General features: G+C 76.1%; 17 protein-coding genes and 2 tRNA genes. 13 read left to right on the top strand and 6 right to left on the bottom strand.

Going from position 1 to position 17,660, the window contains the following annotated elements:
- Positions 1–4 precede the first annotated feature (4 nt).
- From murI to FB586_RS17110, 5 genes are all read left to right on the top strand, one after another.
- The gene (murI, locus tag FB586_RS17130; protein WP_136520545.1) at positions 5–829 is read left to right on the top strand and encodes a glutamate racemase; all 825 of its coding nucleotides are present in this window, start codon (positions 5–7) and stop codon (positions 827–829) included.
- Positions 826–1,611: an MBL fold metallo-hydrolase gene (locus tag FB586_RS17125; protein WP_136520544.1), complete on the top strand. Its 786-nt coding sequence runs from the start codon at positions 826–828 to the stop codon at positions 1,609–1,611. Before murI ends, FB586_RS17125 begins: the two co-directional genes overlap by 4 nt.
- 125 nt (positions 1,612–1,736) lie before the next feature.
- A complete protein-coding gene (gene rph, locus FB586_RS17120) occupies positions 1,737–2,540 on the top strand; it encodes a ribonuclease PH (protein ID WP_136520543.1) in 804 nt (267 codons plus the stop codon).
- Positions 2,537–3,163, top strand: coding sequence for an RdgB/HAM1 family non-canonical purine NTP pyrophosphatase (rdgB, locus tag FB586_RS17115; RefSeq protein WP_136520542.1), 627 nt, complete (start codon positions 2,537–2,539; stop codon positions 3,161–3,163). Before rph ends, rdgB begins: the two co-directional genes overlap by 4 nt.
- Positions 3,160–4,827 (top strand): ATP-binding cassette domain-containing protein, encoded by a 1,668-nt coding sequence (locus tag FB586_RS17110; RefSeq protein ID WP_136520541.1) that lies wholly within the window; start codon positions 3,160–3,162, stop codon positions 4,825–4,827. Before rdgB ends, FB586_RS17110 begins: the two co-directional genes overlap by 4 nt.
- 12 nt (positions 4,828–4,839) lie before the next feature.
- On the opposite strand, the gene FB586_RS17105 is transcribed toward FB586_RS17110, so the two are convergent.
- Positions 4,840–5,394 carry an NUDIX hydrolase family protein gene (locus tag FB586_RS17105; protein ID WP_136520540.1) on the bottom strand — a complete coding sequence of 185 codons (555 nt, stop codon included), beginning with the start codon at positions 5,392–5,394 and terminating at the stop codon, positions 4,840–4,842.
- Positions 5,395–5,531: 137 nt separating this feature from the next.
- Between FB586_RS17105 and trxA the strand changes: the two genes are divergently transcribed.
- Complete coding sequence (gene trxA, locus FB586_RS17100) at positions 5,532–5,909, top strand: thioredoxin (RefSeq protein ID WP_136520539.1); 378 nt, start codon at positions 5,532–5,534, stop codon at positions 5,907–5,909.
- A 285-nt stretch (positions 5,910–6,194) separates the two neighbouring features.
- Positions 6,195–9,224 carry a glycosyl hydrolase gene (locus FB586_RS17095; RefSeq protein ID WP_136520538.1) on the top strand — a complete coding sequence of 1,010 codons (3,030 nt, stop codon included), beginning with the start codon at positions 6,195–6,197 and terminating at the stop codon, positions 9,222–9,224.
- 91 nt (positions 9,225–9,315) lie between these two features.
- Here FB586_RS17095 and FB586_RS17090 read toward each other — a convergent pair.
- Positions 9,316–9,401 (bottom strand) — tRNA-Leu (locus tag FB586_RS17090).
- A 51-nt stretch (positions 9,402–9,452) separates the two neighbouring features.
- Positions 9,453–9,929 (bottom strand): thioredoxin-dependent thiol peroxidase, encoded by a 477-nt coding sequence (gene bcp / locus FB586_RS17085; RefSeq protein WP_136520537.1) that lies wholly within the window; start codon positions 9,927–9,929, stop codon positions 9,453–9,455.
- A 113-nt stretch (positions 9,930–10,042) separates the two neighbouring features.
- Between bcp and FB586_RS17080 the strand changes: the two genes are divergently transcribed.
- The 4 genes from FB586_RS17080 (at position 10,043) to FB586_RS17065 (ending at position 12,689) form a co-directional block, all read left to right on the top strand.
- Positions 10,043–10,339: a GroES family chaperonin gene (locus FB586_RS17080; RefSeq protein ID WP_136520800.1), complete on the top strand. Its 297-nt coding sequence runs from the start codon at positions 10,043–10,045 to the stop codon at positions 10,337–10,339.
- A 118-nt stretch (positions 10,340–10,457) separates the two neighbouring features.
- On the top strand, positions 10,458–10,805 hold the full coding sequence (locus FB586_RS17075; RefSeq protein WP_136520536.1) for a hypothetical protein: 348 nt from the start codon (positions 10,458–10,460) through the stop codon (positions 10,803–10,805).
- A gap of 109 nt (positions 10,806–10,914) precedes the next feature.
- A tRNA-Lys gene (locus FB586_RS17070) sits at positions 10,915–10,990 on the top strand.
- Positions 10,991–11,186: 196 nt separating this feature from the next.
- Positions 11,187–12,689, top strand: a complete 1,503-nt coding sequence (locus tag FB586_RS17065; RefSeq protein ID WP_136520535.1) for a dihydrolipoyl dehydrogenase family protein — start codon at positions 11,187–11,189, stop codon at positions 12,687–12,689.
- A 60-nt stretch (positions 12,690–12,749) separates the two neighbouring features.
- On the opposite strand, the gene FB586_RS17060 is transcribed toward FB586_RS17065, so the two are convergent.
- From FB586_RS17060 to FB586_RS17050, 3 genes are all read right to left on the bottom strand, one after another.
- The gene (locus tag FB586_RS17060; RefSeq protein ID WP_136520534.1) at positions 12,750–13,766 is read right to left on the bottom strand and encodes a glycine betaine ABC transporter substrate-binding protein; all 1,017 of its coding nucleotides are present in this window, start codon (positions 13,764–13,766) and stop codon (positions 12,750–12,752) included.
- A 149-nt stretch (positions 13,767–13,915) separates the two neighbouring features.
- Positions 13,916–14,677: an ABC transporter permease gene (locus FB586_RS17055; protein ID WP_136520533.1), complete on the bottom strand. Its 762-nt coding sequence runs from the start codon at positions 14,675–14,677 to the stop codon at positions 13,916–13,918.
- Positions 14,665–15,447: an ABC transporter permease gene (locus tag FB586_RS17050; RefSeq protein ID WP_136520532.1), complete on the bottom strand. Its 783-nt coding sequence runs from the start codon at positions 15,445–15,447 to the stop codon at positions 14,665–14,667. Before FB586_RS17050 ends, FB586_RS17055 begins: the two co-directional genes overlap by 13 nt.
- Positions 15,448–15,581: 134 nt before the next feature.
- On the opposite strand from FB586_RS17050, the gene FB586_RS17045 reads away from it, so the two are divergent.
- Positions 15,582–16,628: an ABC transporter ATP-binding protein gene (locus FB586_RS17045; RefSeq protein WP_136520531.1), complete on the top strand. Its 1,047-nt coding sequence runs from the start codon at positions 15,582–15,584 to the stop codon at positions 16,626–16,628.
- A 65-nt stretch (positions 16,629–16,693) separates the two neighbouring features.
- Positions 16,694–17,617 (top strand): ATP-grasp domain-containing protein, encoded by a 924-nt coding sequence (locus FB586_RS17040; protein ID WP_246036880.1) that lies wholly within the window; start codon positions 16,694–16,696, stop codon positions 17,615–17,617.
- Positions 17,618–17,660: the final 43 nt, after the last annotated feature.

Raw genomic sequence — 17,660 nt, 5'->3', positions numbered from 1 at the left:
TCGCGTGAACGACGCCCCCATCGGCATCTTCGACTCCGGCGTCGGCGGGCTGACGGTGGCTCGCGCGGTGCTGGACCAGCTGCCGACGGAGTCGACCGTCTACATCGGCGACACGCTGAACGGGCCCTACGGGCCGAAGCCGCTCGCCGCCGTGCGGGCGCACGCGCTCGAGGTCATGGACGACCTCGTGGACGCCGGCGTGAAGATGCTCGTCATCGCGTGCAACAGCGCGTCCTCGGCGGTCCTGCGCGACGCCCGCGAGCGGTACACGGTGCGCCGCGGCCTGCCCGTCGTCGAGGTGATCCTGCCCGCGGCCCGCCGCGCGGTCGCCGCGACCCGCAACGGGCGCATCGGCGTCATCGGCACGCGCGCGACGATCGAGTCCCGCTCCTACGACGACGCCTTCGCGGTGGCGCGCGTCGAGCTGACGTCGCAGGCGTGCCCGCGGTTCGTCGAGCTGGTCGAGGCCGGCGTGACGTCGGGTCCCGAGGTCCTCGACGTGGCGCACGAGTACCTCGACCCCGTGCGCGCGGCGGGCGTCGACACGCTCGTCCTCGGGTGCACGCACTACCCCCTGCTCACGGGTGCGATCTCGTACGTCATGGGCGACGGCGTGACGCTCGTGTCCAGCGCGGAGGAGACCGCCAAGGACGTGTACCGCCAGCTCGTCGCGCACGACCTGGAGCGCGACCCGGCGGCCGGCCCCCCGACGCACCGCTTCCTCGCCACCGGCGACCCGGTCGCGTTCACGACGCTCGCCCGGCGGTTCCTCGGCCCCGAGGTGGACGCCGTGGAGCCGCGCGCCGCGCTGCGCGGGGTGCTGCGATGAGGCTCGTCGTCGTCGGGTGCGCCGGCTCGTTCCCCGGGCCCGACTCCGCCGCGTCGTCGTACCTCGTGCAGGCCGAGGACGCGGACGGGCGCACGTGGTCGGTCGTCCTCGACCTCGGCAACGGCGCCCTCGGGCCGCTGCAGCGGTACACCGACCCGGCCGCCCTCGACGCGGTGGCGCTGTCGCACCTGCACGCGGACCACGTCGGCGACATGGCGGTGCTCGGGGTGCTGCGCCGCTACCGGCCGGCCGGTCCGCCGCCGCCGCTGCGCGTCCTGGGGCCCGAGGGGACGGTCGAGCGCATCGCGCAGCTCGCCGGCAAGGACCCCGCCACCGACACGACGCACCAGTTCGACGTCGAGCCGTGGGTGCCGGGACGCCCCGTGACGGTCGGCCCCCTCACGCTCGAGCCCGTGCCCGTGCTGCACCCCGTCCCCGCGTTCGGCGTGCGGGTCACCGGCCCCGCCGAGGACGACCCGTCCCGCACCGTCGTGCTCGCCTACAGCGGCGACACCGACGCGTGCGAGGGCCTGGACGCGCTCGCCGCCGATGCCGACCTCCTGCTCGCCGAGGCGGCCTTCCACGAGGGCCGCGACGACGCGGTGCGCGGCGTGCACCTGACGGGCCGCCGCGCGGCCGAGGCCGCCGTCCGGGGCCGCGCCCGGCACCTCGTCCTCACGCACGTCCCGGCCTGGAACGACCCCGAGGTCACCCGGGCGGAGGCCGCCCTCTACGAGGGCCCCACGACCCTGGCCCACCCGGGCCTGACGATCCCCCTCTGACGACCCGCACGACCCACTCACGGGCGCACCCGCCGGAACCGTCTACCGCACTCGACGGAAGTGGGAGTGGGGGTCGGGGTGGACGGGGGCGTGGTGCCGGGGCGGGGGCACGTAGGGTCGGGGGCATGGGTGCTTCGACCTCTGACCTCCCCCTGCGCGCCGACGGGCGGCGTCCCGACCAGCTGCGTCCCGTGACGATCACGCGGCGCTTCCTCGAGGCGGGGGAGGGGAGCGTGCTCGTCGAGTTCGGCGGCACGAAGGTGCTGTGCGTCGCGTCGTTCACCGAGGGGGTGCCGCGCTGGCGCAAGGGGTCCGGCGAGGGCTGGGTGACGGCGGAGTACGCGATGCTGCCGCGCGCGACGAGCAGCCGGTCGGACCGCGAGTCGGTCAAGGGCCGCGTCGGCGGGCGGACGCACGAGATCTCCCGCCTCGTCGGCCGGTCGCTGCGCGCGGTGGTCGACGTCGCGGCGCTCGGCGAGAACACGATCGTCCTCGACTGCGACGTGCTGCAGGCCGACGGCGGCACGCGCACCGCGGCCATCACCGGCGCGTACGTGGCGCTCGCGGACGCCGTCGCGTGGGCGCAGCGCAAGCGCCTGGTCAAGCCCGGCAAGCAGGTGCTCACGGACTCGGTGGCGGCGGTGAGCGTCGGCGTGGTCGGCGGCCGGACGGTGCTCGACCTGCCCTACGAGGAGGACGTGCGCGCCGAGACGGACATGAACGTCGTCGTCACCGGCTCCGGCACGTTCGTCGAGGTGCAGGGGACCGCGGAGCACGCGCCGTTCGACCGCGCGGAGCTCGACGCCATGCTCGACCTCGCCCTGGCCGGCACGTCCGAGCTGGCGCGGCTGCAGGCGGCCGCGCTGGCGGCGGAGCCCTCCGACGGCTCGGCCACCCGGGCCACGGCGCAGGCGGGGGTGACGGCGTGAGCGTCCCCGCCGGTGCCCGGCTCGTCCTGGCCACGCACAACGCGCACAAGATCGGCGAGCTGCGCGCGATCCTCGCCCCGGCGCTGCCCGACCTGGCGCCCGAGGCGGTCGTCGGCGCCCGCGACGTCGGCGCGCCCGAGCCCGTCGAGGACGGCGTCACGTTCGCGGAGAACGCGCTCATCAAGGCGCGCGCGCTCGCTGCCCACACGGGCCTGCCCGCCGTCGCGGACGACTCCGGCCTGTCCGTCGACGTGCTCGGCGGCGCGCCGGGCATCTTCTCGGCCCGCTGGTCCGGCCGGCACGGCGACGACGCGGCGAACCTCGCGCTCCTGCTCGCCCAGCTCTCCGACGTCCGTCCGGAGCACCGCGGCGCGCGGTTCGTGTGCGCGGCGGCCCTGGTCACGCCGGACGGCACGGAGCACGTCGAGATCGGCACGCTCGAGGGCACCCTCGCCACGGCGCCCCTCGGCGCCGGCGGCTTCGGCTACGACCCCGTCCTCGTCCCGGCCGGCGACACGCGCACGTGCGCGGAGCTGACCCCCGAGGAGAAGAACGCGATCAGCCACCGCGGCCAGGCCTTCCGCGCGCTCGTCCCGGCGGTCGTGGCGGCCCTGGGCCGATGAGCGACGCGGGGGCCCCGGCGCGTCCCGGCGAGGTGCAGCTCGTCGCCGAGGGCGTGACGTTCGGCTACCCGGGTCGTCCGGTGCTCGACGCGCTCGACCTCACGGTGTCGGCGGGCGACCGGATCGGGCTCGTCGGCGAGAACGGTGCGGGCAAGTCCACGCTGCTCGGCGTCCTCGCCGGGCGGCTGCAGCCCCAGCAGGGGCGGGTGCGCCGGCAGGGCACGCTCGCGGTCGTCGAGCAGGACCTCGACGTCCGGCCCGGCGAGACGGTCGGCACGCTCGTCGACGCCACGCTCGCGGCGGCGCGCACGGCGGCCGAGCGGCTGCAGGCCGCCATCGACGCGTTCGACCACGACGGCGGGGACGTCGCGTGGCTGTCCGCGGCGATCGCCCACTACGAGCACCTCGCGGCGTGGGACGTCGACCGCCGCGTCGACGAGGCGCTGGCCCGGTTCGGCGCCCCGCGGGACCGCGGCCGCCGCCTCGACGAGCTGAGCGTGGGCGAGCGGTACCGGGTCCGGCTGGCCTGCCGCATCGCCGAGCGCAGCGACCTGCTGCTGCTGGACGAGCCGACGAACCACCTCGACGCGGCCGGCATCGACCACCTGACCGAGCGGCTGCGCGGCTGGCACGGCGGCCTCGTCATCGTCACGCACGACCGGCGGCTGCTCGACGACGTCATGACCGGGATCCTCGACATGGACCCGTCCATGGACGGCCGGCCGGTCCTCTACGGCGCGGCGCGCTACGCCGACTACCGGTTCGCGCGGGACCAGATGCTGCGCCGCTGGCGCGCCCGCTACCGGGCGGAGCGCAAGCGTGCCGCGGTGCTGGCGGCGCGGCTCGACGCCTCCTACGAGGGTCTGTCGGACGAGTGGCGGCCGCCGAAGGGCTCGCAGAAGCACCGCCGGGGCACACGCGCCCGCACGCACGTGAAGGCGGCGGACCGGCTCGTGCAGCAGCTCGAGCGGGACGCCGTCGAGGTCCCCGTCCCGCCGCCCACGCTGACGTTCCCGGACCTGCCGTCGGTGCCGCCGGACTGGCCGGGCGGTCCGCTGCTCGACCTGCGTGCGCCGCGCGTCGCCGGTCGCCTCGACCTGCCGGGTCGTCGCGTCGAGGTCCCGCCCGCGGGGCGGCTCCTCGTGACGGGCCCGAACGGGGCGGGCAAGTCGACGCTGCTCGCGGCGCTGGCCGGTGCCGTCGCGCTCGACCGGGGATCCCGGCACGTCGGCCCGCAGGTGCGCCTCGGCGTGCTCGGGCAGGAGGGCCCGGCCGAGCACGTCGCCCCGGCCGCGGACGGGGAGGCGCCGCCGACCGCGTTCGACGCGTACGCGCGGCACGCGCTGCGCCTCCTCGACGCCGGGCTGCTCGACCCGGACCGGCTCGTTCCCGTGGCGGCGCTCGGCCTGCTCACCGAGGACGACCTGGAGCGGCCCCTGCGGGAGCTGTCGCTCGGGCAGCGCCGCCGCTTCGACCTGGCGTGCGCGCTGCTCGCCGCGCCGCACGTGCTCGTCCTCGACGAGCCGACGAACCACCTGTCCGTCGGCCTCGTGGACGAGCTCACCGCGGCGCTGCGCGCGACGTCCGCGGCCGTCGTCGTGGCGACGCACGACCGCGCGCTGCGGGAGGACCTCGCGGACTGGCCGCAGCTCGAGCTCGGCTGAGCGCCGGTCCGGCTACGGCAGGCGACCCACCCAGGCCATGGCCTGGCGCAGGAGCAGCCCCTGCCCGCCGTTCATCTCGACCTGGACGGCCTCGGTGCACGCCTCCTCCGGCGTGAGCCACGCGAGGTCGAGCGCGTCCTGCTGGGGCCGGCAGTCGCCGGCGACGGGCACGACGTAGGCGAGGGACACGGCGTGCTGGCGGGGGTCGTGGTACGGCGTCACCCCGGGCGTGGGGAAGTACTCGGCGACGGTGAACGGCTGCGGCGACGCGGGCACGTGCGGCAGCGCCATCGGGCCGAGGTCCTTCTCGATGTGCCGCAGCAGCGCGTCGCGCACGCGCTCGTGGTGCATGACGCGCCCGGACACGAGCGCCCGGGACATGACGCCCTCGGGCGTGACGCGCAGCAGGAGCCCCACCCCGACGACGTCACCGGACTCGTCGACGCGCACCGGCACGGCATCGACGTAGAGGACGGGCACCTGGCTGCGGACGGTGGAGATCTGCTCCGGGCTGAGCCAGCCGGCGGGGCGCTCGGGGTCGCGGGGGAACTCGGCGGACGCGGTCACCGTGCAGTTCTACCGCGTGCCGGGCCGTGCCCGGACCAGCGGCGCGCGGGACGCCGCGTACACGCAGGGCCGGTGCCTGGAATACCGGGGACCCTCCACGCGCTGTACGGGGCGCAACCGCACGGAGGAGAGAGCACATGGCCACGACAGCGCTGACCGCCGACACGATCGCCGACACCATCAAGGACAACGACATCGTGCTGGTGGACTTCTGGGCGTCCTGGTGCGGCCCGTGCCGCATGTTCGGCCCGGTGTTCGAGGCGTCGTCCGAGCAGCACCCGGAGATCGTGCACGCGAAGGTCGACACGGAGGCCGAGCAGCAGCTCGCCGCGGAGCTCCAGATCACCTCGATCCCGACGCTGATGGCGTTCCGGGACGGCATCCTCGTCTTCAACCAGGCCGGCGCCCTGCCGGCGCCCGCGCTGGAGCAGGTCGTCAGCGCGGTGAAGGAGCTGGACATGGACGAGGTCCGCGCGCAGATCGCCGCCCGTCAGGGCGCGACCGCCCAGGCCTGACCCGCCGCCCGTACGCCGGGCGCAGCAGCACCGTCCCGAGGGGCGTCCGCCGGTCACGGCGGGCGCCCCTCGGCGCGTGGTGCCGGTGGACACAGACCACCTGAGGACGGGCTGAGGCGCCCGGGATGCACGGCGCACGAATCGTTCCTACCGTGGTGAGATCGCTTCCACGCCGTGCGTGGCCAACGGGGGTCGCGCCGGGAGCGGAACGGGTCGGCAACGGAGCCGGCCCGACGAGACGGCGGCGCCACCGCCCCCCGGAGGGCGCCGTCAGGGGGTTCTCCGATGCACAACACGTCCCTGCCACCGGGCACCGCCGTGCCCACGTCCTGGTCGACGTCCGGTCACGACCGACCGTCGACTAAGCGACGGCGACGGTCCGTCGCCGCGCTCGCCGCACTCGCCGTCGCGGCCGGGGGAGTCGTCCTCCTGCCGCAGGTCGCGTCCGGGGCCGATGTGGTCCCCGTGGGCGCCGGCAGCTACGCGGCGACACCGGTCGGTCCCACGCCCGAGGGGTGCGACGCGACCGAGGCCGACCCGCGGTCGGCCCTCACCGCCGACGCCCCGGACGGCGCGCTGCCCACCAACGACTGGTGGTCGTCCCTGCTCTACAAGCGGCTGGAGTGCCGCACGAGCAACCCGCTGCACGCCCACCCGGTCTCGTACCAGCCGACGCCGGGCGGCCTCGGCCTCTCGACGCCGCGCGAGGCGACCCTGTCGGGGACGCCGGGCGGCATCGGCGAGTTCCACTTCTCCTACGCCGAGGACGTCCACGTCGGGGTCGAGGGCCTCGACGCGCCCGTCGTGCAGGTCGCGGACTGGTCCGACTGGACCGTCACGCCGGCGTGGTCGGACGGTCAGCAGGAGCTGCGCGCGACGATCGGCCACGGCCTGCCCGTCAGCTGGTACCACGTCGAGGGCGGCGACGCCGTCCTCACGTCGTCGGCGGCGGTGCGCGTCTGGTCCCGCGACGGCGCGACGCTCGGCTTCACCGCGAACGGGCACGACTACGCCGCGTTCGCGCCGACCGGCGCCTCGTGGACGGTCGACGGCTCGACGCTGCGCTCGTCGCTCGCGGGCAAGGGCTACCTCGCGGTCGGCGCCCTGACCACGGACGCGTCCTCCACCGACGACGAGCGGCGGGCGGCGCTGCGCGCGCTCGCGCCGGTCGCGTTCGCCGAGGTGACCGACACCCGCGCGGACTACTCCTACGTGCCGGAGGACGGGGAGGTCGTCACGACCTACCGCCTGACCACGACCCCGCTCGAGGGAACGGCGCGGGGCACGCTGGTCGCGCTGTACCCGCACCAGCAGCGGTACGTGGACGACGTGGCGGGCGGGTCCGCCTTCGGCACGTACCCCAGCGCACGGGGCCGGATGACGGCGTACGTCGGCGCGACGGCGTTCACCACGCGCACGCCGTTCACCGGGGTGCTGCCGGAGCTCCCGGCGGTCGCGACGGCGACCGGGGACGCGCGCGAGCGGCTCGACGCGCTGCTCGACGAGGTCGCGGCCGACCCGATGCCGGTGCTGCGCGCCGACACGTACTGGACGGGCAAGGCCCTGGGACGCGCGACGCGCATCGTGGAGATCGCCGACCAGCTGGGCCGCACGGACCTGCGGGACGCGGCGCTCGAGCGCATCCGCGCCACCCTGACGGACTGGTTCACCGCCGGTCCCGGCGAGACGGAGCAGCTGTTCGCGTACGACGCGCGCTGGGGCACGCTCATCGGCTACCCCGGCTCGTACGGCTCGGACACCGAGCTGAACGACCACCACTTCCACTACGGCTACTACGTCGCCGCGGCGGCCACGCTGGCCCGCTTCGACCCCGCGTGGGCGGACGACGAGCAGTACGGCGGCATGGTCGACCTGCTCGTGCGCGACGCGAACGGCTACGACCGCGACGAGACACGCTTCCCGTACCTGCGCGACTTCGACATCTACGCCGGCCACGACTGGGCGGCGGGGCACGCGGCGTTCGTCGCCGGCAACAACCAGGAGTCGAGCTCCGAGGGCATGAACTTCGCCGGGGCGCTCGTGCAGTGGGGCGAGGCGACCGGGGACACGGCCGTGCGCGACGCGGGCGCGTACCTGTACGCGACGCAGGCCGCCGCGATCCAGGAGTACTGGTTCGACCAGGCGGAGGCGATCCCGGACGGCTTCGGCCACTCGACGCTCGGCATGGTCTGGGGCGACGGCGGCACGTACTCGACGTGGTTCAGCGGCGAGGCCGAGATGATCCAGGGCATCAACACCCTGCCCATCACCGGGTCGCACCTGTACCTCGGCCTGCGGCCGGACGACGTGGTGGAGAACTACGCCGAGCTCGAGGAGGCCAACGGCGGCCCGCCGACGGTGTGGCAGGACATCCTGTGGAGCTACCTCGCGCTCGGCGACGCCCCGCGGGCGCTGCGCCTGCTCGACGCCGACCCCGGCTACCCGGTCGAGGAGGGCGAGTCGCGGGCGCACACCTACCACTGGATCGCCAACCTGGCGGCGCTCGGCACGCTCGACGCGTCGGTGCACGGCGACAACCCGCTCTCGGCGGTGTTCTCGCAGGACGGCCGGCGCACGTACGTGGCCGCGAACGTCACGTCGCGCACCCGGGTCGTCACGTTCTCCGACGGCACGCGCGTGGAGGTCCCCGCGGGCCGCACCGTCGCGACGGGAGCGCACCGCTGGAGCGGCGGCGGCGCACCGGGCGGCCCGGCACCGACGACGTCGCCCACGCCGGCGCCCAGCGGGGAGCCGACGCCGACGCCGACCAGGACGCCGAAGCCGACGCCGACGCCCACGGCGACTCCGGCCCCGACGCCCACCCCGACCGCGTCCCCGACCCCGGCACCGGGCTTCGTGCTCGCACCGGCAGCGTCGGGTCGCCTCGTCGCGGCCCCGGGCGCGACGGGCACGCTCACCGTGCCCGCGGCGGCCGGCATCGACACCGCCACGGAGCCGGCCGGCGCGCTCGTCCTGCAGGCCACGGGCCTGACGGGCCGGGCGACGGGTGCCGCGACGGCGTTCGACCTCGGCATCGACGCGAGCACCACGGTCGGCAACGGCACGCGCGTCTCCGTGTCGTACGACCTGACCGGCGACGGGACGTGGGACCGCGTCGAGGTGTACCGCTACCTGGCGACGGACCCGGTCCCCGGGGCCGAGCGGTACACGCAGGCCGCAGGGCTCGAGCGGGCGACGGGTGCGCTCGGCGACCTGCGGGGCGGCACCGTGCGGGTGGCGCTCTGGAACGCGATCGGGTCGGCGCCCAGCACCGTCACGACGGGTGACTCCGTGGTGACCCTGCCGTTCCGCTGATCCGGGCCGGCACTGCCGGCGGCACCGGCGTCGCGTTGTCCCTCGGGACCCGCGACGCCGGTGCCGTGCCGTGCGCCCCGGCGGCGTCGCGTGGTGCGGGAGGCGGGAGTCGAACCCGCACGCCCTCTCGGGCACCAGGACCTAAACCTGGCGTGGCTGCCGTTTCACCACTCCCGCGGCCGGTCGAGTGTGGCACACGCCCCTCGCGCGCCCCCTCGACGCGGAGGGTCAGGGGCGCGGGTCGATGCCCAGGTCCCGGCGCAGCTTCGCCACGTGGCCCGTGGCGCGCACGTTGTACTGCGCGAGCGCGACGCGCCCCTCGGGGTCGACGACGACCGTCGAGCGGATCACGCCCGTGACCGTCCGCCCGTAGTTCTTCTTCTCGCCCCAGGCGCCCCACGCCTCGAGCACCGCGTGCGACGGGTCCGACGCGAGCGGGAACGTCAGGTGCTCCGCCTCGGCGAACGCCGCGAGCTTGGCGACCTCGTCGGGGGACACGCCCACCACCGCGTAGCCGGCTCCCTGCAGGGAGGCGAGCGAGTCGCGGAAGTCGCAGGCCTGCGTCGTGCAGCCCGGCGTGCCCGCCGCGGGGTAGAAGTACACGACGACCCGCTGCCCGCGCAGGTCGGACAGCGTGACGGTGCCGCCGTCCGCGGTCGGCAGCGTGAAGTCGGGGGCGGTGTCGCCGACGGCGAGGCGGGGCACGGGCGCTCCTGGGCGTGGGTGGGGACGGGACGGCGACCACCCTACGTGCGCCGGGTAGCGTCGGACGTGTGAGCGCACCGACCCCCGACCGCACCGGCGACCTGCCCATCCGCATGCTGAACGACCGGCTCCTCGTGGCCGTGGACGGCGACCCCGCGGAGCGGCGGTCGAGCGCGGGGATCGTCATCCCGGCGACGGCGGCGATGGGCAAGCGGCTCGCCTGGGCGGACGTGGTGGCCGTCGGTCAGCACGTGCGGCAGGTGGAGGTCGGCGACCGCGTCCTGTTCGACCCGGAGGACCGCGCCGAGGTCGAGCTCGACGGCAGCACCTACCTGCTGCTGCGCGAGAAGGACGTGCACGGCGTCGCGCAGCCACGCGTCACGGGCGAGGGAACCGGCCTCTATCTGTGACGTTGTACCGGGTGGGTCCGCAGCGGCGGCCCGGGCCCCACGTCCGGCGCATGATGGACGCAGGAACGAGGCGGGGACGAGGACGACCGGGCCGGACGGCCGGGGACGAGGTGGCGACGTGGACGTGGAGCGGACGACCCCGGACGGGGTGACGCCGGACGAGCCAGCGGTCAGGCCGGCGCCGGAGGGCGCGGAGCGCGCGGTGCCCGGCACGTCGGACGCCGGTGACGAGATGCCCGAGTCCGTCCAGGCGCTCGAGCAGGTGGTCGGCATGCGCGGCGTCGACGCGACGCAGCACGCGCAGGAGCTGCTCGCCGAGCACGTGCCGCTCGCGCTGCTGGTCGACCTGCTGACGCCGACGGGGGACACGTCCGCGGACCTGCTCGCCGACGAGGGGCTGCCCGAGGACGCGTGGTGGGACGGCGACGCTCCCGCGGACGGCGTGGCGGGCCCGTCAGCGTCCTGACCTGCACCGCCGGTCCGGTCCACGTCCGTGAGGGTGGTCACAGAGGCGCCCTGGACGGCCTTTCCGGTTCGCTGCCGGCGTCCGCGTCCTGCTAATCTCTACGAGCCGCGCGCCTCTAGCTCAATTGGCAGAGCAGCTGACTCTTAATCAGCGGGTTCTGGGTTCGAGTCCCAGGGGGCGTACCAGCGACGAAGCCCCGCCAGGTCGACGACCTGGCGGGGCTTCGTGCGTCCCGGCGGTGCTCGCGCCGCCGCCCGCGCCCCGCGTCCCCGCCACCCGTCCCGCCGCGACTCCCCGTGGTGCGGCCCGCCCGCGCCTGCCACGCTGCTGACGGTGCCCCACCGGGCCTCGGCGGGCACGTGGCGGCGACGGGGAGGCAGCGTGAGCAGCGAGGTGCAGGAGTTCGACGTCGTGGTGCTCGGCGCCGGGGCGGTGGGGGAGAACGCTGCGGACCGGGCCTCGCGCACCGGCCTGTCGGTGGCTCTCGTGGAGTCCCAGCTGGTGGGCGGGGAGTGCTCCTACTGGGCGTGCATGCCCTCCAAGGCCCTGCTGCGGGCCGGCGACGCGCTCGCTGCCGCCCGCGACGCCCCGGGGGCCGCCGTGACGGGCGTCGTGGACGTGGCCGCCGTGCTCGCCCACCGCGACGAGGTCACGTCGCACTGGGACGACGCCGGGCAGGTCGCGTGGGTCGAGGGCGCAGGTCTCACGCTGCTGCGGGGGCAGGCCCGCTTCACGGGGCCGCGCGAGCTCGTCGTCACGCGTGAGGACGTCGACACGCGGGTCGTCGCGCGGCACGCCGTCGTCGTCGCCACCGGGTCCGCGGCCGACGTGCCGCGCGCCGGCGGGCTGACCGGGGTGCGTCCGTGGACGAGCCGCGAGGCGACGAGCGCGCACACCGTGCCGTCCCGTCTCGCGGTCGTCGGCGGCGGCGTCGTCGCGGTCGAGATGGCGACCGCGTTCGCCGACCTGGGCAGCGCCGTCACCGTCCTCGTCCGCGGGGACCGGCTCCTGCCGCGCGCCGAGCCGTTCGCGGGGGAGGCCCTCGCACGCGCGCTCACCGAGCGCGGCGTGCGGGTCGCGTTCGGGGCGTCCGTGGTCGAGGCGTCCCGCGACGAGGACGGCGTGCACCTCACCGTGGAGCACGCCGCACCCGAGGGCGGCGGGGCCGGCCTCGAGCAGGTCGACGCCGACGAGGTCCTCGTCGCCACGGGTCGCCGACCGAACACCGACGACCTCGGCCTGGAGGTCCTGGGCCTGACGCCGGGGGACGCTCTCGAGGTCGACGACGCGCTGCAGGTCCGCGGCGTCGAGGGCGGCTGGCTGTTCGCCGTCGGCGACGTGACCGGCCGCACGGGCACCACCCACCAGGGCAAGTACGACGCCCGCGTCGTCGGGGACGTGGTCGCGGCCCGCTTCGACCCGCGTGCCGAGGGGACGGAGCCGGGCAGGCAGGTGCCGCGGGGGCTCTCGCGGGGCGGCGAGGCCGCGGCCGGTCCGTGGAGCCGCTACCGCGCGACCGCCGATGCGGCGGCGGTGCCGCAGGTCGTCTTCACGCGGCCGCAGGTCGCCTGGGTCGGACGGACGGAGGAGGAGGCGCGCCGGGACGGGCTCGACGTGGCCGTCCTCGGGTACGACCTCGGCTCGCTCGCGGCGGCGAGCGTGACCGGCGAGCACTACGAGGGGCGCGTGCAGGTGGTGGTCGACCGGGCCCGCGACGTCCTCGTCGGTGCCACGTTCGTCGGGCCGGACGTGGCGGACATGCTGCACGCGGCGACCGTCGCGGTCGTCGGGGAGGTGCCCCTCGACCGGCTCTGGCACGCCGTGCCGTCCTACCCGACGCTCAGCGAGGTGTGGCTGCGCCTGCTGGAGTCGGACGGACGGTGACCGCGCGGTGCCCGGGGTCGCGGCGCCGGTGGCGTGCCGCGACCCCGGGCACCGACGGCGTCAGTCCTCGGTCGCGGCCAGCGAGCCGTCGGACGACAGGACGAGGCCGATGGCCGCGTCGCCCTGCCGCAGGGCCGTGCTGATGAGCGAGAGCTCGTAGGAGCGGAACTCGGCGACGTCGAGCCCGTACGTCTCCTCCAGGCCGATCTGGCAGAACGGCCGCTCGGGGCACTCGGGCGGCCCGGCGAGCACGAGGCCGCCGCAGGTGGCGGCCAGGTCGGACAGCGTCGCGACGTCGTGCTCCTGCGCGAACTCGGCGGTGACGGCGAACGCGTTCTGGTCCTGCGCCTGCGACGGCGCCCCGACGACGAGGCCGCTCTGCTCGGCGAGCGGTCGGAGCGCCGCGACCGTCTCCTCCACGTCCGAGGTGGCTCCGGACTCGGCGTCGGCGCCGTTCACCTGGGCGCCCAGGTACGTCGTGAGCGTGGCCGCGTACTCGGGGACGACGGCGAGCGTCCCGTCCTGCAGCGCCGGCAGGTACGTCTCGCGGGAGCCGATGCTCTGCGCCTGCGCGTCGAAGCCGGCCGTGCGCAGCACCTCGGCGTAGATCTCCGCGAGGGTCAGGCTCTCGGAGAAGTTCGCCGCCCCGACGGTGAGGGCCGTGCCCGCGCCGCTCTGCTCCTCGGCCGCCAGGCCCTCGTCCGCGACGAACTCCCGAGCCACCTCGCCGGAGGTGCGGCGGTCGATGTCGACCGCCTTGTTGAGCTCGATCAGGGTCTCGGTGTCCAGCGCCGCCGACACGCGGTCGAGCAGCTCGACGACGACCGGGTGCTGCTGCGCGACCTGCGCGTTGACCGCCGGGATGACGTTGTCGGCGTTCTGCAGGCCCTGGTCGTCCTCGAGCACGACGAGGCTCTCGCCGGCGACGGGCTCGCACGTGGCCAGCCCCGAGCTGCTCGTGGGGGCTGGCTCCGCCTGCCCGCCGCCGGACCCGGGCGTCCCGCAGCCGGCGAGGGCGAGCGTGGCGACGGCGAGCACGGCCAGGGTGCCGGTACGGGGACGCCGTGACGTGCGCATGTGGTGCTCCTGTCGGTGGGGCGGCCGTACCGGTGGACGGGCCGCGGTGCGTGCGTTCGGGAAGCGGAGGGTGGGGCCGACGGGAGGTCGACGCCGCCCGCGGGAGGACGGGGCGCGGGAGGCGGGACCGGTCGGCGGGCCGGTCCGCGTCAGGAGCCGGGACGTGGCCCATTCGACCTGTCGCCCGCGACGGCGGCAACCGGAGCACGTCGGGGTACGGGACGGTCGCGCCCGCGCTCCGACCGCCGCCGCGCCCGCAGCCCGGCCGGTGTGACGGCCCGCTCGACGAGCGCGAGGACGCCCTCGACGACGAGGCACAGGGCGGCGACCAGCAACCCGCCGGCCAGCGCCTGGCCGTAGCGCAGTGTGCCGAAGCCGGTGACCACCACCGTGCCGAGGCTGGTGCCGCCGACGAGCGCCGCGAGCGGCACCGTCGCGAGCACCTGGACGGCACCGGTGCGGATGCCGGCCGCGACCAGCGGCACGGCGTGCGGGATCTCGACCGTCCACAGCACGCGCGCGGGCGACATCCCGACGCCGCGCGCCGCGTCCCGGGCGGCGGGCGACACCCCGGCGACCCCGGTCACGGCGTTCGCCAGGATCGGCGGCACGGCGAACACCGCGCACGCGACCGCGGTCGCGCCGTTGCCGAAGAAGCCGCTCGCGGCGAGCAGCATGAGCAGCGCGAGCGTCGGCACCGCGCGGGTCGTGTTGGCGACGACCACGCCGACCGTGGCGCCCCGACCGCGGTGCCCCAGCCACAGGCCGAGCGGCAGCGCGACGGCGAGGGCGAGGAGCGCGGCGACGGCCGACACCTGCAGGTGGTCCGCCGTGAGCGCGAGCACGCCGCGCCGGCCGGTCCAGTTGAGGGGGTCGTTGAGCCAGCGGAAGGCCTCGGTCAGGATGTCCACGCGGCCTCCTGCCCGGTCGGGACCCGGGGGCGGCCGGCGTCCGCCGACGGGTCGGACGGCTGCGCCGACGGCGGTGCGCCCCCGGACCGTCGACGGCGCGACGGCCGGTGCCACGGCACGAGCAGCCGGCCGAGCGCCGCGAGCAGCAGGTCCGCCGCGAGGGCGAGCAGCAGGCACAGCAGCGTCGCCGTCACGACCTCGGCCCGGTAGTTGCTCCGGAAACCGCGGAACATGAGCTGCCCGAGCCCGCCGTAGCCCACGACGACCCCGACCGTCACCAGCGCGACGGTGCTCACGGTCGCCAGGCGCAGCCCCGTGACGACCGCCGGCAGCGCCTGCGGCAGCTCGACCGACACGAGCGTGCGGACGCGCCCGTACCCCATCCCGCGGGCGGCGTCGCGGACCGCCGGGTCCACGCCCTGCAGCCCGGCGAGCACGTTGCGCACCAGCACGAGCAGCGCGTAGACCACGAGCCCGATGAGCACCGTGGTGCGTCCGATGCCCGTGTACGGGGCGAGCACGGCGAAGAGGGCCAGCGAGGGCACCGTGTAGAGCACGCCCGTCCCGGCGAGGACGGCGCCCGCCCACCGCGGCCGCAGGTGCGCGAGCGCGGCGAGCGGCAGCGCGAGCACGAGGGCGACGACGACCGCCTGCGCGGTCAGCGACGCGTGCTGCTCGAGGTGGCGCAGGACGTCCTGCCCGTTGCGCTCGAGGTAGGTCCACGAGAGCCACGGGTTCGCGGCGGCGGGCACGGCCGCACCGGCAGGCACCCGACGACCGTACCGACGGCCGCCGACAGCCGCGTCCCGGCGGTCGGCGGGCCCGCGTGGCCGTGACCGACGGCGGCGGCCCCGCCGGTCGACGCGCTCGCGGCTGTCGGGGGCGACCAGTAGCGTCGCTCGCCGTGACCGACGACGAGGGCGGCACGCCGCCGGCCATCCGGTTCGACCGCGTGCGCAAGGAGTACGCGGGGTCCGTGGCGGTGGACGACCTCTCGCTGGCCGTGCGCGCGCACGAGCTGCTCGTCCTCGTGGGCCCGTCCGGCTGCGGCAAGTCCACGACGCTGCGGATGGCCAACCGGCTCGTCGAGCCGACGTCGGGCCGCATCCTGCTCGGCGACGAGGACGTGACGCACGTCGACCCGGTCCGCCTGCGCCGCCGCATCGGCTACGTCATCCAGGACGTCGGCCTGTTCGGGCACCGCACGGTCGCGCAGAACGTGGCCACGGTGCCCGGCCTGCTGGGCTGGGACCGCGAACGCACGCGGCGGCGCGTGTCCGAGCTGCTCGAGCTGGTCGGTCTGCCTCCCGACCGGTACGCGCGGCGCTGGCCGCACGAGCTGTCCGGCGGCGAGCGGCAGCGCGTGGGCGTCGCACGGGCGCTGGCGGCGGACCCGCCCGTGCTGCTCATGGACGAGCCGTTCGGCGCCGTCGACCCGGCGGGACGCGCACGCCTGCAGACCGAGTTCCTGCGCCTGCAGCGCGAGCTCGGCACCACCGTGATGATGGTCACCCACGACGTCGACGAGGCGGTGCGCATGGCCGACCGCGTCGCCGTCCTCAGCTCCGGCGCGCACGTGGAGCAGCTCGCCACTCCGCTCGAGGTGCTCGCGCGTCCCGCGTCGCCCGCGGTCGCGGACCTCGTGGGGCGGGGGCGCACGGCGCGGCTGCTCGCCCTCGGGCGACTGCAGCCGGTCGACCTCGACGCCGTCCCCGCCGCGGGTGCCGGCCCGGCCGGGGGCACCCGGGCGCTGCACGTGGGCGACGAGCTCGGCGACGTCGTCGCGGCGCTCGCCGACGTGGCGGGTGCGGACGCGGAGCCGTCGCTGCCGGTCCTCGACGGCGACCGCGTCGTGGGGACCGCGTCGGCACGCACCGTGCTGCGCGCCCTGCACCGGCTCACCGCCGACCACCCGGGCTCCGCGGCCGGGGCCGCGACCGCACCGGCCTGACTCCTCCGACCCGGTGTCACCGCCCGGTCGTCATGCGGTCACACGCCGTGGGTACAGTGCCCCTCGTGAGCGAACCCACCGCACGCCTCGCCCTGGCCACCTGCGCCGAGCTGCCGGAGCTGGACGCCGACGACCACCCGCTGCGCGCCGCTCTGGCCGCCCGGGGCGTGCCGACGGACGCCGTCGTGTGGGACGACCCGACCGTGGACTGGGGCGCGTACCCGCACGTCCTCATCCGCTCGACGTGGGACTACACCGACCGCCCCGCGCAGTTCGGCGACTGGACGCGGCGCGTCGAGCAGACGTCGACCCTCCTCAACCCGGCCGACGTCGTGACCTGGAACATCGACAAGACGTACCTGCGGGACCTCGAGCAGCGCGGCATCCCGATCGTGCCGACGATCTGGCTCGACCCGGAGCGGCAGATGAACGCCCGTGCGATCCACACCCGGTTCCCGGCGTTCGGCGACTTCGTCATCAAGCCGACGGTGAGCGCGGGGTCGCGCGACACGGGCCGCTACGACGCGGGGGAGACCCCGTCCCGCTCGCTGGCCATCACGCACGCGAAGAACCTGCTGGCCGTGGGCCGCCACGTCATGCTCCAGCGCTACCTCACGCGCGTCGACACGGAGGGCGAGACGGCCCTCGTGTACGTCGACGGCGCCTTCAGCCACGCGGTGCGCAAGGCGCCCCAGCTGGAGGGGCCGTACCGGGCCGCCGACGCCGAGGGCGTGCTGCACCGGGACGAGGCCATGACGGGGCGCGAGGCGACCGCGGCCGAGCGCGAGCTGGGGGACCGGGTCGTCGCGACGCTCGCGGAGATCTTCCCGGACCGGGCGCCCCTGCTCTACACGCGCGTCGACCTCATCCCGGACGACGAGGGCAACCCGGTCGTGCTCGAGGTCGAGCTGACCGAGCCGTCGCTCTTCCTCGCGCACGCCGACGGTGCGGCGGAGCGCTTCGCGGAGGCGGTCGCGGCGCGGCTGTGACCGGCCACACGTCCGGGGCGCCGGGCGCGGGTGCGAGAGGGGT

This window comes from Cellulomonas telluris, assembly GCF_004886325.1.
GTDB lineage: Bacteria > Actinomycetota > Actinomycetes > Actinomycetales > Cellulomonadaceae > Cellulomonas > Cellulomonas telluris.
Note: the sequence above shows the minus strand (reverse complement) of the source record. Positions and strands in the feature narration are given on the sequence as shown.